At 60.6% G+C, this 13,121-nt stretch carries 15 protein-coding genes; 4 read left to right on the forward strand and 11 right to left on the reverse strand.

The window, feature by feature from the left end; genetic code table 11:
• Positions 1 to 78 precede the first annotated feature (78 nt).
• The 3 genes from IB285_RS10195 to IB285_RS10205 all read right to left on the reverse strand — a co-directional run bounded on the left by IB285_RS10195 (position 79) and on the right by IB285_RS10205 (position 1,676).
• Positions 79 to 426 (reverse strand): hypothetical protein, encoded by a 348-nt coding sequence (locus IB285_RS10195; RefSeq protein ID WP_190788074.1) that lies wholly within the window; start codon positions 424 to 426, stop codon positions 79 to 81.
• Positions 427 to 549: 123 nt separating this feature from the next.
• A complete protein-coding gene (locus IB285_RS10200) occupies positions 550 to 1,245 on the reverse strand; it encodes a type 1 glutamine amidotransferase domain-containing protein (protein WP_234033118.1) in 696 nt (231 codons plus the stop codon).
• Positions 1,242 to 1,676 carry an ester cyclase gene (locus tag IB285_RS10205; protein ID WP_190788075.1) on the reverse strand — a complete coding sequence of 145 codons (435 nt, stop codon included), beginning with the start codon at positions 1,674 to 1,676 and terminating at the stop codon, positions 1,242 to 1,244. Before IB285_RS10205 ends, IB285_RS10200 begins: the two co-directional genes overlap by 4 nt.
• Before the next feature lie 103 nt (positions 1,677 to 1,779).
• On the opposite strand from IB285_RS10205, the gene IB285_RS10210 reads away from it, so the two are divergent.
• Together IB285_RS10210 and IB285_RS10215 are read left to right on the forward strand one after the other, a co-directional pair.
• Positions 1,780 to 2,220: a MarR family transcriptional regulator gene (locus tag IB285_RS10210; RefSeq protein ID WP_234033119.1), complete on the forward strand. Its 441-nt coding sequence runs from the start codon at positions 1,780 to 1,782 to the stop codon at positions 2,218 to 2,220.
• A 302-nt stretch (positions 2,221 to 2,522) separates the two neighbouring features.
• Positions 2,523 to 3,260, forward strand: coding sequence for a 7-carboxy-7-deazaguanine synthase QueE (locus tag IB285_RS10215; protein WP_190788077.1), 738 nt, complete (start codon positions 2,523 to 2,525; stop codon positions 3,258 to 3,260).
• Here the strand turns inward: IB285_RS10215 and IB285_RS10220 are convergent.
• The 6 genes from IB285_RS10220 to IB285_RS15210 all read right to left on the reverse strand — a co-directional run bounded on the left by IB285_RS10220 (position 3,257) and on the right by IB285_RS15210 (position 9,593).
• Entirely contained in the window at positions 3,257 to 4,927 is a 1,671-nt protein-coding gene (locus IB285_RS10220) for an ATP-binding protein (RefSeq protein ID WP_190788078.1), read from the reverse strand. The two genes, IB285_RS10215 and IB285_RS10220, sit on opposite strands and share 4 nt — an antisense overlap.
• 131 nt (positions 4,928 to 5,058) lie before the next feature.
• A complete protein-coding gene (locus IB285_RS10225; protein ID WP_190788079.1) occupies positions 5,059 to 5,838 on the reverse strand; it encodes a TIGR02186 family protein in 780 nt (259 codons plus the stop codon).
• On the reverse strand, positions 5,835 to 6,749 hold the full coding sequence (locus IB285_RS10230) for a sulfite exporter TauE/SafE family protein (RefSeq protein ID WP_190788080.1): 915 nt from the start codon (positions 6,747 to 6,749) through the stop codon (positions 5,835 to 5,837). Before IB285_RS10230 ends, IB285_RS10225 begins: the two co-directional genes overlap by 4 nt.
• 100 nt (positions 6,750 to 6,849) lie before the next feature.
• Positions 6,850 to 7,992 (reverse strand): hypothetical protein, encoded by a 1,143-nt coding sequence (locus tag IB285_RS10235; protein ID WP_190788081.1) that lies wholly within the window; start codon positions 7,990 to 7,992, stop codon positions 6,850 to 6,852.
• Entirely contained in the window at positions 7,992 to 9,398 is a 1,407-nt protein-coding gene (locus tag IB285_RS10240) for a glycosyl transferase family protein (protein ID WP_190788082.1), read from the reverse strand. Before IB285_RS10240 ends, IB285_RS10235 begins: the two co-directional genes overlap by 1 nt.
• A 72-nt stretch (positions 9,399 to 9,470) precedes the next feature.
• Complete coding sequence (locus IB285_RS15210) at positions 9,471 to 9,593, reverse strand: hypothetical protein (RefSeq protein ID WP_407925608.1); 123 nt, start codon at positions 9,591 to 9,593, stop codon at positions 9,471 to 9,473.
• Between IB285_RS15210 and nhaA the strand changes: the two genes are divergently transcribed.
• Positions 9,544 to 10,725, forward strand: a complete 1,182-nt coding sequence (gene nhaA / locus IB285_RS10245) for a Na+/H+ antiporter NhaA (protein WP_407925609.1) — start codon at positions 9,544 to 9,546, stop codon at positions 10,723 to 10,725. The genes IB285_RS15210 and nhaA overlap by 50 nt on opposite strands.
• A gap of 22 nt (positions 10,726 to 10,747) precedes the next feature.
• Here nhaA and IB285_RS10250 read toward each other — a convergent pair whose 3' ends face one another.
• Positions 10,748 to 11,185 (reverse strand): VOC family protein, encoded by a 438-nt coding sequence (locus tag IB285_RS10250; protein WP_190788084.1) that lies wholly within the window; start codon positions 11,183 to 11,185, stop codon positions 10,748 to 10,750.
• Positions 11,186 to 11,292: 107 nt separating this feature from the next.
• Between IB285_RS10250 and IB285_RS10255 the strand changes: the two genes are divergently transcribed.
• On the forward strand, positions 11,293 to 12,030 hold the full coding sequence (locus IB285_RS10255; RefSeq protein ID WP_190789073.1) for an SIMPL domain-containing protein: 738 nt from the start codon (positions 11,293 to 11,295) through the stop codon (positions 12,028 to 12,030).
• An 87-nt stretch (positions 12,031 to 12,117) separates the two neighbouring features.
• Here IB285_RS10255 and IB285_RS10260 read toward each other — a convergent pair whose 3' ends face one another.
• Positions 12,118 to 13,071, reverse strand: a complete 954-nt coding sequence (locus tag IB285_RS10260) for a TorF family putative porin (RefSeq protein WP_190788085.1) — start codon at positions 13,069 to 13,071, stop codon at positions 12,118 to 12,120.
• Between the last annotated feature and the right edge of the window lie 50 nt (positions 13,072 to 13,121).

Genomic DNA, 13,121 nt, shown 5'->3' on the forward strand with positions numbered 1-13,121 from the left:
GGTTCCATCAAGCGTGGGAGAGGCGACGAGCTAATTACACCTCTCGTCGCCTAGTGGCCCAAGTTCGCACCATTCCAATCAAGTCTCGTTAAGAGACGACGGCACGCCTTGCTCGACCATCATGCGTTTGCGCGTTCCGATGCTGCCGCCGCGCTCAGTCACGTATTCCAGGGTCCTGAATTCCGTCACCCACTGTGATGGGGTTACGTCACAGAGCACATAACCGCGCTGCGAATTGTGCCATTTGAGACCGGCCGGGTTCTCTTCCTGAATGCTCTTGGTGCGTTCACGCTGGTCTTCGCCATCGCCTTTTCTGAATGGGACTTGCCGCTCAGACGCTCTTTGTCGGCCGTCGGCGTCTATTGGTTCGACTTCTGCTGTCAGGAAAAAGTCGAGAAAGGACGAATGACTGCGTTCGGGGCGCATCGCTTACCAGAGAGTATTCCAAGGAAACGTCAGGATCCGGGCATCGCGGAGTCCGCATTCTAGTACTGCAATGGGTCGGAAACCGGACGGTCTGCTCTTGGACCTATCACACAAGAATCCGCCCTAGTGCAGCATGTTCAGCATTTCTCTTGCAGCGCCCTTCGATGACGCCGGGTTCTGACCCGTGACCAGTTTCCCGTCCGCTACGACATTGGCTTCGAAGTCGGGCGCTTTCTCGAAGCGAGCCCCCCGTTCCTTGAGCATGTCTTCGAGAAGGAAGGGGACTGCATCTTCCAATCCCATCGCTCTTTCTTCGCTGTTAGTGAATCCAGTAAGCGATCTGCCTTCGACATAGGGCTGCCCTTCTGTGCCACGCACATTTTTCAGTACTGCCGGAGCATGACAGACAATTCCGAGTGGCTTATCGGTCGATGCAAAAGCCTCAATGAGGTCGCGAGACCTCGCGCTTTCGACCAGGTCCCAGAGGGGACCGTGGCCACCGGGGTAGTAGACCGCGTCATATCTTGAGGCGTCCACTGCTTCGATTGGGACGGTCGACTTCATCCTCGCTTGCGAGTCGTCATCCGCCAGATAGCGACGTGTCGCGTCGGTCTGGTAATCATCTTCAAGGCTTTCGGGGTCGATTGGCACTTCTCCGCCCTTGGCCGACGCCAGCTCGATATCGATTCCAGCATCAGTAAAGACATAAAAAGGCGCCGCAAATTCTTCGAGCCACATGCCAGTTTTCTCACCCGTGTCGCCGAGCATGTCGTTCGAGGTCATAACGAATAAGATAGATTTGCTCATCGCTTGCCTCATACCTGATCGCTGATGTCGGTCTTGCCAAGCTGAAGGAACCAGCCCGCAGCGTCGAAATATGCCGTCACGCGATCGACAGTTCCCCCGTCGGCAAGATCGAACTTGAACAGGTGTCGCAACTCATAGCGCTTACCTTGGTTGTCTATACCGAACCCATCCTTTGCCTGGGTGCCGCTGATTGTCACATGGACAAAAGCAGCCTTTCCATCGGCGGTTTCGTCGATCTCATGCACGTCTTCGCTGAGGTCTGGGAAGACGTCCATCAGCTGCGCCCAAACGCCTTTACCGTCTTCTAGCGACATCGGTTCGCCGAGCGGCGGATAATCGATGGTCGCGTCGTCGGATAGCGCGTCGGCCATGGCTTCGGGGTCGCGCGAATTGTACCGGCGGAAGAACTCTTCGGCAGCTGCGGTGGAATTTGGAAAAGTCATGCTCATCGTTTTCTTACTCCGTTTCAAAGGGTTTTCATTGCAACGGGTCGACGGCAGATAGGTTCTTGTCTATCTCTCGTGTTTCTCGAAAATCGAGGTATCTATGGAAATTGTAGCCCTCTGGCAGAAGCACGCAGCCCTCCAATACTCATTTGCATCCTACGCGGCGCGACGAATGGAACTTGGGCTGACAGAGATTGCTTGTCTGGAGCAGATCCAGGTTAGAGGTCCACTAAATCCCAAGGAGATTGGCCAGCACCTTAATCTGAGGTCAGGCTCGGCTACGGCGCTGATCGATCGACTGGAGTTTAAAGGGTTTGTCGAACGCTCTCGGCGCCGTGATGACCGTAGGAGCTTAAAGGTAGGCCTGACAGAAAACGCTTTCGTCGCGGCCGAGAACGATATGATTCCGCTCGCCAAGGCGTTGAGCCAAATCGCCAGATCAAAAAGCGCCCACGAGCGCGAGGTAATTGAAGCGTTCCTCTCAGAAGTGAACGATCAACTGCAGGTCCATTGCGAAGGCCAAGACGCCAACCACAAATGACCGCTTCTGGCTACAGCCCGACCGCCGGTGAAGGTCCGAGATTGAGGTCGCAAGCAGACTGTCCGGTTTGGCACGACTGGCAGGTTGGTCCGCAATTTAACTCGCAGATCCTCCGCGAAATTTCCTACTCCTCCGTTTCGTGCCATAGGGGGCGGCATGTCCGCCGAAGCACAATATCTGCCTACTCATGATCGCTTTGCGCGATCAAAGGCCCTGCCTGCAATCAAAAGGATTTCTTCTCCTGGACCGTGTAACATGCGGTCCATGTCTCAGCTAAACCTCTCAGATCATGGGGTTTACGCATGGCGCAGCTAGTGCTCGCCACCGACGACACGGGCGGGCCGGAGATCTTCGCCTCGCTGCAAGGCGAAGGGCCAAGTGCTGGCACGCCGGTCGCCTTCATCCGGCTGTCGCGTTGCAACCTTGCGTGCACGTGGTGCGACACCGCGTACACATGGCGGTTCGAAGGCGACAACCGCGAGCACCGCGATGATGTCGCCTATGAGCGCAAGGCGAACCAGATCGCGCTCGATCCGAAGGATGCGGCGCAGCGGATCGCCGCGCTTGGGCAGAGACGCTTGGTCATCACGGGCGGCGAACCGCTGATGCAGTGCGGGCCGCTCGCGGACATGCTCGCGGCGCTGCCCGACATCGAGGTCGAGATCGAAACCAACGGCACGACGAAAGCGTCGGCACATGTCGATATCCGGGTCGATCAGTACAATGTCAGCCCCAAACTGTCGCATTCGGGCAATGAGGCGGATCTGGCGCTGGTGCCCGAACGGCTCGATGCCTACGCGACCGACCCGCGCGCGTTTTTCAAGTTCGTGATCGCCTCTCCCGAAGACGTCGAAGAGGTCGCCGCGCTGGATAGGCGATACCGTTTCAAGTCAGGTCATGTGTTCCTGATGCCAGAGGGCACCACGAGCGCTGCGCTGCGCGAGAAGCAGCAATGGCTTTCCGACCTCTGCCAGAAGCATGGATACCGGATGTCGGACCGGCTCCACATCCACCTCTACGGCGATGAGCGGGGCACCTAGCCCTGCGAACGCCACCTTAGGACGACACGCTCGACGATCTCGTCTTCTCCGCCGCCTGTGCTCCACAGGTCGACGAAGCTGGGGTCTTCCGAGGCCGGTCGCTTGTGCTCCTCCAGCGTGTCGAAGCTGACGCGGATCGGGATCGCCACGCCCTCGCCGCAGATGATGCATTCGCGGTTGCGCAAAGCGGGTATGGAATCGAGGAAGCCGCGTGCGCCTTCGGGCATGGCAGCCTTCACGAAAGCCTGGTCGCGATCGTTGTTGAGGCGCATCGAGATGATGGTGCCGCACTGCGAGAGCACGCCCTCGGCAAGGTCGGACGGGCGCTGGGTGATCAGGCCGAGCGAGATGCCGTATTTCCGACCCTCCTTCGCGATTCGGCTAAGCACGCGCGCGACCGAAGAGCCATCGGCGTTCTTCTCGTTCGGGACATAGCGGTGCGCTTCCTCGCATACCAGCAGGATCGGACGCTGCTGTTCCTCGCGGCCCCAGATCGCAAAGTCGAACACAAGACGCGAAAGAACGGCGACCACGGTGGAGGTAATGTCCGAGGGAACGCCCGAGACGTCGATGATCGAGATCGGCTTGCCGTTGCCCGGCATGCGGAACACCTTGCCGATGAAGTCGGCCATCGTGTCGCCCACGAGCATTCCCGAGAACATGAACTGGTAGCGCGGATCGGCCTTCAGCTCTTCAAGCTTGCTCTTGATTCGCATGTAGGGCGCGGACGAAGTCGCCTTGTCGAGCTTGCCCATCTCGTCCTGGATGATGTTCGAGAGATCGGACAACAAATACGGGATCGGCGAATCCACCGTGATCTTGCCCATGGTTTCTGCAAGCCGGTTCTTGGACCGAGCCGCGAGCAGACATTTGGCAAGAATGTCCATGTCGACCTGCTTCTCATTGCCGTCGCTGGTTAACAGGACCTCGCAGTGCTCCTCGAAGTTCATCAGCCAATACGGCATTTGCAGGTTCGACACGTCGAGGATCTGACCGCTCTGGCGGAAAGCTGCGGAGTATTCTCCGTGCGGGTCGATCATGACGATGTGCCCGTTCGGTGCGGCTTCGCAAATCTTGTGCAGGATCAGTGCCGCACTGGTCGATTTACCGGTACCGGTCGATCCCAGCAGCGCGAAGTGCTTACCGAGCATTGCGTCGATATAAAGGCCGGCGCGGATGTCGCGCGTCGGGAACACGCGGCCGACGGTAATGTTGGCGCGCCCGTCACTGGCATAAATCTGTTCGAGGTCTTTCGTGCTGGCCGGATAGACCATCGCGCCTGGGACCGGATAGCGGGTCACACCGCGGCGGAACCCTTGAATCCGGCCGGTCAGCTTCTCCTCACCGCCTTCGCCGAGGAAGTCGATATGGGCGATGACGCCCGCCTCGTTGCGGCGATCCTTGCGCTGATCGCGAACGCTGGCGAGCAGCCACGATTCGCCCACACGGATCTTGATCTGGCTTCCGACCTGACCGGCGAGCACGATCGAAGGATCCTCGTCATCCATGCATTCATTCAGCCGCTGGAGGTCGAATGCGATTTGCGAGCCTGCACCGGAAATCTCGAGCACGACGCCGATCGGCATGCGCGCATTGTCGGGCGTATCGCCCTGAGCGGCTGCCTGGCTCGCGCCGGTTTCGAAGCTCTGACTGGCCATATCGTTCATTCGTCGTCCCTTACCCAAGCGGTATGCGCGCCAGGCACACCGGTGCCCGACCCCTGGTGAGGGTTCGTGTTGCATGATTTCGGTTAAAATCGCGTCAACGATATGACGCGATGCTGTGCGGTGCCGACCGGTCAAGACCGGTTGAAGAATCGACCGGCAAACCAGCCCATGCTGAGCGAAAGCAATATCGCCCCGAGCCCGTAAAGCAGCGAGGCACGCTCGGCGGCGTTCACCACTTCCCCCTCAAGTCCCACCTTCTCGACCGCGATCTCCGCCGTCGCGCTTGCGAGCACGCGGCCATTGGCAATCGCAAAGGTTTCTGCGGTGTAAGGTCCGGTGATCACATTCGATGGGAGGACGATCCGCGCCTGGTAAAGGACACCTTCGCTGATCCGAACACCTTGCGGGTCTTCCTTGTAGAGCCCGCCGCGCTGACGCATTTCCACCAGGCCGCTGGCGAAGCGCGCTTGCTCTTCAGGCTCGATCTGGCCGCTCGGGCTGAGCTGGATGAACTGAGTCCCAAGCTCGTAAATCGCGGCGGTGCGCGGATCGACGATCTCGTCGATCGGCCGGGAGGACGCGACCGCAAAGAAGGACGGAGCGGAGCGAAAATCGCTCGATCCGGCATTCATCCAGATACCTGCGATCCGGTCTTTCTCTCGAAGGCGGATCGGCTCGGTCGGTCCCTTGAGCACGACCACGATATCGTACTCGGTCTGCCGCCTAGTGCCATCCGGATCGATGACAGCCCCGTAGAGAAGCAGGTTGGCACCGGTAAAGCCCTGGCGCACCTCGATGCGGGACTGGCTGACCTCGGGCACAAGGATCGGCTCGCGCTGGCCGCTCAGGAACAGAGCGGCGATCGCCAGGAACGTTATCGCGCGAGCACGCCCGATGAACGTGCCGGTCATAGCGGGCTGACCGTGTAGATCTCGTCGGGCTGAACACCGAGCCCGTAAAGCATTCTCAAAGCGACGGCGATCACGATGGCCGCAAGCACCAGCCTAAGCACTTCGGGCCGTGCCTTCATCGCGATCTGCGTGCCGAATTGCGCGCCAAGCACCGAGCCAAGCAGCAGGAGCCCCGCGAGGATGATATCGACCGCCTTGGTGGTCAGCGCATGGGTCATCGTCGTGACCATCGTTACGAACAGGATCTGGAACAGCGAAGTGCCGACGACCACGTTGCCGCTCATACCCAGCAGATACAGCATCGCCGGGACGAGGATGAAGCCGCCTCCAACACCCATCAGCATCGTCAAAACGCCCACCAGCGTCCCGAGTATCAGCGGCGCGAGCGGCGAGATGTAAAGGCCGGATCGGTAGAAGCGCCAGCGAAACGGCAGGCCCGCAACAAGCGGGTGATGGCGGCGCTTTCGCGGTTGATTGCCGCCCGTTTTCGAGCCCGGCCGCAGCGCGTCCACTGCCTCCCGCATCATCAGCGATCCGATGGTGCCGAGCATCAAGACATAGAGCACGTTGATGACGACATCGATCTGGCCCAGCGATTGCAGCGCGCTGAACAGCAGCGCACCGATCAAAGCGCCCACGACGCCGCCGCCGACCATGACCGCGCCCATGCGGTAATCGACGCCGTTCTGCTTAGAATGGGCGAGCACGCCGGAAACGCTGGCCCCTGTCACCTGCGTTGCCGCCGAAGCCGCCGCAACCGTGGGCGGAATGCCGTAAAAAATGAGCAGCGGTGTCGTCAGGAATCCGCCACCAACGCCGAACAATCCGGAGAGGATACCGGTCAACCCGCCAAGCAGCACGATGAACAGGCCGTTCACCGAGAGATTCGCGATTGGCAGGTAGACGTCCATGCGGTGAGCACTAACCCACAGCGCGCCGCGATGATAGCCGCTATACCGGTCTGATCCCCGTCAAACGCCACGCGATATCGGGCGCCGCGGCCTCAGCCAATCAGAAGCGCGTCGAAAGCGTTGCGGCCACACCCGATTGGGGCGCGGCATCGCCGCCGACCTGCTCACGCCAATCGACGGAGAGGCGCGCCGGAACCTCGCCGAGCGTCATGTCCAGCCGCACGGTAGGGCCTACGTCAAGGCGGCTCGCGCCTTCCTGTGCGCCGCCCCATGCGCCGGCACCCGCGCTCAACCTCGCCCGTGTATCGAGCGGGCCAGCGAAACTGGCAAACTCGCGCGTGACGGCTGCTTGCCCGTCCGCGAAGGCCGTCGCGTTTTTCCCACCGACATATCCGGCGCCGCCATAAGCTTCGAGAGTGAAATCGACCGGCAGCGATTGCGGCGGAAGCTCGCTGATCGCGATGACAGCAGGACGCACTTCGCTGCCGAAGCGGTTTTCGGTGTAGCGCAGCTCAGCCGCCATGCGGACCGGAACGCTTGCAAGCGGACGCACCGACCCACCCGCGGCGACTTCGGTCTCGCCGCCGTTCACCAGCGCGCGGTAACCGCGCAGGAACAGGCGCGGATCGCGGCGCGATGACGGAGCGACGCGGTATTGAAGGTTCGAACCCAGCTGGCTCGCGCCGTAGATCGGAACGCGCCCCTGCGAAATCAGCGTTGCATTCGATCCTTCACGCCAGAACGCCCAGGCATCGACCGACCATCGATCATAGCGAGGCTGCTCTTGAAAAGGAGGCGAGATCGGCGTCACACCTGCCAGCTTCTGGGTCGTCCGCAGCGCGTACATTGCCGCACGCTCCGGTGCCGGAGGACCGACAGACGCACCCAGCGCATTCAACCAGAGCATCTGATGCGCCGATGCCGCCCGGTAGCCACTCGCCAGAGCGAGGTCCTCGTTGAACCCAGCATAGGCACCGAGAACGGATGCGTACCTATTGCTGCCCATGATCTCTTCCGAAACCGAAGCAAGCTCGCCGAGTACGCTGGAGTTTTCCGCTTCACGCGGCTGGGGCGCGGATTGCGTGCCAGCATCCGCAAAAAGCGCCGCTTCGCTGACCAGATCGGGCAGATCAATCGAAAAAGGGTTTTCCCAGATGAGCGCCCTGCCGCCCGTCCATACCGCGACGAGCAGCATCAGCATTGCCAGCGGGCTTCCCCGCCGCTTTGTATTCTGTGGCGTCATTAAAGAGCTCTTTCGGCTGCCGCCGTGCGGGCGGGATGCGCGGTGTGGGGTGTTTTGTCCCATTCGATGGCCTTGCCCAGCAGGGTTTTCCAATAGGCGGCGACCGCGCGCCGTCCGGCCATGATCGAGATGACGTTGCTCACCGGAATTCTGAGCACCGCCATCAGCCCTTCGGCAGCGCCGTATTCGCGGGCGTTGAAGCCGAACCGGAATGCCGCCCTCCATATGAAAGCGGCGAAATTCGCTATCAAAAGCCACTTGAGAAGCGGCGAAAGCGCCACCGGCTCTGCAAAGCCGAGCGCGATCGCCAACCAGCTGATCGCGGTCAGCGCGAGGAGCGAGTATCCAATGACCAGTACAAGGGCGGCGAGTGGCCCGCGCCGATCACGTGCGCGCATCCATGTCTCGACGAAGCCACTGCTCCAGCCAACCCGGTCCCAACCCTGCAGAGCGATCCCGTGGACCCAGCGAGTTTTCTGGCGCACCACATGGCCGAGCTTCGAAGGGAAGTAAGCGCGGGTTGCGATGAGCAGTCCGTCCTTCCCGCGGGCGCGCACGAAGCGGCATACCCCGCCCGCCTCCGAAACACCCAGCCCCAGCTCGTAATCCTCGGTGAGCGACCCGGACGAGAATGGGTGCCCATCCGCCCGCTTCCGGCACAATTTCCGCAAAGCGCCGCGCGACACTGCGCACCCTACCCCAGCCCCGGGCAGTCCCGCGCCAAGCTCACCGCGCACCACCATCGCCTTTGCATGCGCTTCGGCGAATTCCTCGCAATAATGACTGCCGAGCCAGCGGCTGCGCGCTTGCTGCATCGGTTCCACGGGAAGCTGCGCAAAATCCGCCCCCTCTTCGATGGCCTCATCGAGCAGCCCCAGCCCCGCAGGGTCGACCATGTCTTCGGCATCTTGGAATATCACCGAAGCAAAGTGTCCGCCCATTCGCCGCTCGTCATCGCGCATCGCATCGTAGAGCCTGTTCAGACAATCTGCCTTCGTGGTAGGTCCCTCGCGATCGTGAATGACGATCCTGAGCCGCTCGTCACCCTGTGCTGCCCGCATGACGGCAGCAATCGTGGCCGGATCATTGCGGTAACATCCGACATAAAGCCTGAGGTTCGACTGAGGCCACACGCCAAGAGTGTAATCGATCGTATCGCCGATCACTTCGGCTTCAGACCATGCTGGAATGAAGATTGCCGCCGCACCGTGCAGTTCGCGGCACCGCAGCGCGTCTCGATCGACCTCGCGCGTTTTTGCTCGCCCGGTCAGCTTCAACCACACCCAGGTGAAGTCGATCGCCAGATCGTCAAGCGCGCCAATGAGGAAGAACACCCCGGCAAACAACAAAAGTTCGTGTTGCAGCAATGCAAGCCATTGCCACAAGTCAAAGCCCCATAGAGCCAAGGCGACCCCCTTACCTCGTCTGAAAAAAGAGCCTAACGCGCCCTGATAGCCCTTGCAACCGCTTCAAGTTTTCTAAAAGAGGGCGCGCAAGATGTCCGAAACAAACGCCCCCACCGCTCCGCCGCTTCGCAGGATCTTCGCGCCAGTGCGCGCGCTGTTCGTTAGTGACGCGTCTGCGGGCGTCCTGCTGATCATCGTTGCCGCCGCGGCAATGCTGGCAGCGAACTCTCCGTTTGCCTACGAATACAAGCAGCTGTTTTACGGCGAGCTCGCGTGGACGCCGATCCCGAAGCTCTACGATCTGCACCTGTGGATCAATGATGGCCTCATGGCGATCTTCTTTTTCGTTGTCGGGCTGGAGGTGAAACGCGAAGTTCTATGCGGATCGCTCGCCGATCCGGCGGCGCGCCGCTTGCCGATGGTGGCTGCTGCCGCCGGGATGCTAGTGCCTGCGGCCGTGTACATGGCAGTCTCGGGCGGCGGCGAATACACCAATGGCTGGGCCATTCCTGCCGCGACCGATATTGCTTTTGCGATGGGTGTGCTCGGCTTGCTCGGCAACCGTGTCCCCGCATCTTTGCGGCTGTTCCTGCTCACCGTCGCGATCGTCGACGATATCGGAGCGGTGCTTGTCATCGCGATCTTCTACACGCCGACGATCAAGATGGTGTGGTTGTTGGTATCGGCCGTTGTTTTCGGCCTGATGCTGGCGATGAACCGGCTCAAGGTCGGCACGCTCTGGCCCTACATCCTGATGTCGGCGGTCCTCTGGTACTGCGTGCTCAACACCGGGGTGCATGCAACCATCGCGGGCGTGCTCGCTGCACTGACCATTCCGCTTCAACGGCCCGACGGCAACTCGATGCTGGAAAAGCTGGAGCACGGCCTGGCTCCGTGGAGCGCCTATCTCGTCGTGCCCGTTTTCGGGTTTGCCAATGCGGGCGTCGCACTGGGCGGTATGGGTATCGAAGCATTCACCGATCCCCTGCCGATCGCCATCGCCGCCGGCCTTGTGATCGGCAAACAGCTCGGCATCTTCTCGATCGTGTTCGTGTCCGACAAGATCGGCTTCGCACCGCGACCGGCCAATGCGACCTGGATGGAGATTTGGGGCATATCGATCCTCTGCGGCATCGGCTTCACGATGAGCCTCTTCATCGGCGGCCTCGCCTTCCCGCAGCAGCCGCTATTCGTCGAAGAAGCCAAGATCGGCATTCTGACCGGATCGGCCATCTCCGCGATACTCGGGTTTATCGTCCTGCGACTGACGACCACTCATCCCGAGGCGGAATGCGACGATCGGGGCGAACAGCCGAGCCAGGCCTGATCCGCCTCACCGGGCGATCCACTTACCAGCTTCCGGTATTTTCCATGCTGGCCCATGGTTCTTTCGGTTCAAGCTTGCCGTCCTGCAGCAGTTCAATCGAGATACCGTCCGGCGACTTGACGAAGGCCATGTGCCCGTCGCGAGGCGGACGGTGGATGGTGTGGCCCGCCTCGGCCAGCCTCTCACACGTGTCGTAGATGTTCTCCACGCGGTAGGCGAGGTGGCCGAAATTGCGGCCGCCGTCGTAGTCTTCCGGCTCGCTCCCGTCTCCGGCTGGCCAGTTATAGGTGAGCTCGACCTCGGCAACGCCCTCCTGGCCCGGGGCGGCGAGGAAGATCAGCGTAAAACGCCCCGCCTCGACATCGAAGCGGCGAACTTCCTCAAGTCCGATAAGCTTGAAGAAATCCACCGTCGCGTCGGGATCGGTCACTCGGATCATTGAATGCAGGTATTTTACCATTTCAGTCCCTTGATAATTCAAACTCAGTTCATCGACAGTGAGGCACATTTCATCGTGCAATAGGAGAGCGGACGATGAGCAACACGTCGGGGAAATCACAGCAAAACATGGAGAACGCAGCCAGCGCGCGCAAGAGCCAAGCGGGCGCCACAACGGCGAGATGGTTCGGGACGGCGGGCATCGCCTCGATCGGGCTGATCATCGGCGGCTATCTGCTGGGAGACGGATTGCTGCGCGCGAAGGAAGCCGAACGCTCTGTCACTGTCCGCGGACTGGCCGAGCGCGATGTGACCGCAGATCTCGCAACCTGGACGATATCCTATTCCGCCAGCTCGCAAAATCTCGGTGAGGCCCAAGGCAAGGTGCGGCGCGACACTGCGCGTATCGAGGAGTTTTTCAGAGGGCTCGGCTTTCCAGAGACAGCGTTGCAGCCCACCGGCGCAAATGTTTCAAGCTACACCAATGACGGTGTGACGACCTACACCGTCCGGCAGAGAATGGCGCTTAGAAGCGGCGATATCGGACGCGCGCAAAAAGCGGTTGCCCAGCAATTCGATCTGGTGGGCCAAGGCGTCTTCCTCGAAGAAGGATCGGGGATGAGCTACACCTTCACTGGCCTCAACGCGATCAAGCCGGAGATGGTCGCCGAAGCCACGCGCGATGCGCGCGCCTCTGCGCAGCAATTTGCCGAGGACTCAGGCGCGCATGTCGGCGCGATCAAGGATGCAACGCAGGGCTATTTCTCGATCGAGGCGCGAGACGGAGATGGCGGCGGCTGGGGCACATCGGACAGCCCTTACAAAAAGGTGCGCGTCGTCACGACGGTGAATTTCTCACTCGATTAGAGCCCGCTACTAGCCGCACCTGTAGAAAGCGATGGGCGCGAAACCCGAAGAGGTTCCGCGCCCGTTGTTTGTGCCGGATAGCGGGCGTCAGAAACTTGCGCTGATCGTCCCGACCACCTGGTCCTTGGTAAAGTTGAACAGACCGAATGCCTGGCTGATCAATGTCGGAGAACCTTCGATACCGATGTAGGCGACGCCAACGGTGATCGGACCGAACACGTTCGCCTCTGCCCCAATCGACCAGTCGAACGCGTCGTTGTCGTTGGTGAAGGTCAGCGATCCATCCGTGTACCCAAGATGGCCTGTCAGCGTGATCGGCGTGGTCGGAATACCAACGCTGACATCCGTGTAGAGATAGAGGTTATCGTCGGTACCAGCGCCGAAATCGAGGCTGTCCTGGCTCGGCGCATAGGCAATGCCGCCCGTGGTCGAAACAGGCCCCAGAGAGAAGCTCAGCGAGCCGTAAAGCTCGTAGTAATCGAATTCGCCATCGGGAGCGTCGGGATAGGTGTAGGCGATGAAGCCCACATCGGTTGACAGCCCTTCGGTGAGGTTGCCGCTCCACCCGCCATAGAGATCGAGCTCGGTCGATCCGTATCCGACAGTGTCTTCATCGAGGCTCGACGCCCACGTTCCGGCATAGAAACCGGAAGAATGGCTGACGTCGAAGCCGCCCTGAATCGCGATTTCGCTGCCCGACAAGTCAACGCCGCGAAACCGGTATTCGGTCACGAGCGCGACATTGGCGGAGAAGGTGAAACCGGCTTCGCTGAGAAAACCGCTGCTGGCTTCCTTGTCGACCGGCTCACTCGCGCGTTCGATTTCGGGCGACAGGTTCACGACAGCCTCACCGTCCGCAAGATTTGCGGCGGCGATCATCAGTTCGGGACTGATCGATTGGTCGAGATTGGCGGCAGCGCCGCTCACGCTTTCGATAGCGGTCGGTTCAATTGAGGTTTCGTTTGCAAAAGCCGGCGCCGCGGAGAGGAGAACACCAGCAGAGATTGACGCAGCCGTGAGGCCGCGGATGGACGTGAGCATGACAACTTCCTTGTCTTTGTTGTTGCTTCGTCCCACCTGCACATCTGCTG

This window comes from Erythrobacter rubeus (assembly GCF_014705715.1).
In the GTDB taxonomy this organism is placed as follows: Bacteria; Pseudomonadota; Alphaproteobacteria; order Sphingomonadales; family Sphingomonadaceae; genus Erythrobacter; species Erythrobacter rubeus.

Excerpts from the sequence above, each read along its gene's own strand:
- IB285_RS10195 (WP_190788074.1), bottom strand. The coding sequence starts at position 426 with ATGCGCCCCGAACGCAGTCATTCGTCCTTTCTCGACTTTTTCCTGACA.
- IB285_RS10200 (WP_234033118.1), bottom strand. The coding sequence starts at position 1,245 with ATGAGGCAAGCGATGAGCAAATCTATCTTATTCGTTATGACCTCGAAC.
- IB285_RS10205 (WP_190788075.1), bottom strand. The coding sequence starts at position 1,676 with ATGACTTTTCCAAATTCCACCGCAGCTGCCGAAGAGTTCTTCCGCCGG.
- IB285_RS10210 (WP_234033119.1), top strand. The coding sequence starts at position 1,780 with ATGGAAATTGTAGCCCTCTGGCAGAAGCACGCAGCCCTCCAATACTCA.
- IB285_RS10215 (WP_190788077.1), top strand. The coding sequence starts at position 2,523 with ATGGCGCAGCTAGTGCTCGCCACCGACGACACGGGCGGGCCGGAGATC.
- IB285_RS10220 (WP_190788078.1), bottom strand. The coding sequence starts at position 4,927 with ATGAACGATATGGCCAGTCAGAGCTTCGAAACCGGCGCGAGCCAGGCA.
- IB285_RS10225 (WP_190788079.1), bottom strand. The coding sequence starts at position 5,838 with ATGACCGGCACGTTCATCGGGCGTGCTCGCGCGATAACGTTCCTGGCG.
- IB285_RS10230 (WP_190788080.1), bottom strand. The coding sequence starts at position 6,749 with ATGGACGTCTACCTGCCAATCGCGAATCTCTCGGTGAACGGCCTGTTC.
- IB285_RS10235 (WP_190788081.1), bottom strand. The coding sequence starts at position 7,992 with ATGACGCCACAGAATACAAAGCGGCGGGGAAGCCCGCTGGCAATGCTG.
- IB285_RS15210 (WP_407925608.1), bottom strand. The coding sequence starts at position 9,593 with ATGATCAGCAGGACGCCCGCAGACGCGTCACTAACGAACAGCGCGCGC.
- IB285_RS10250 (WP_190788084.1), bottom strand. The coding sequence starts at position 11,185 with ATGGTAAAATACCTGCATTCAATGATCCGAGTGACCGATCCCGACGCG.
- IB285_RS10255 (WP_190789073.1), top strand. The coding sequence starts at position 11,293 with ATGGAGAACGCAGCCAGCGCGCGCAAGAGCCAAGCGGGCGCCACAACG.
- IB285_RS10260 (WP_190788085.1), bottom strand. The coding sequence starts at position 13,071 with ATGCTCACGTCCATCCGCGGCCTCACGGCTGCGTCAATCTCTGCTGGT.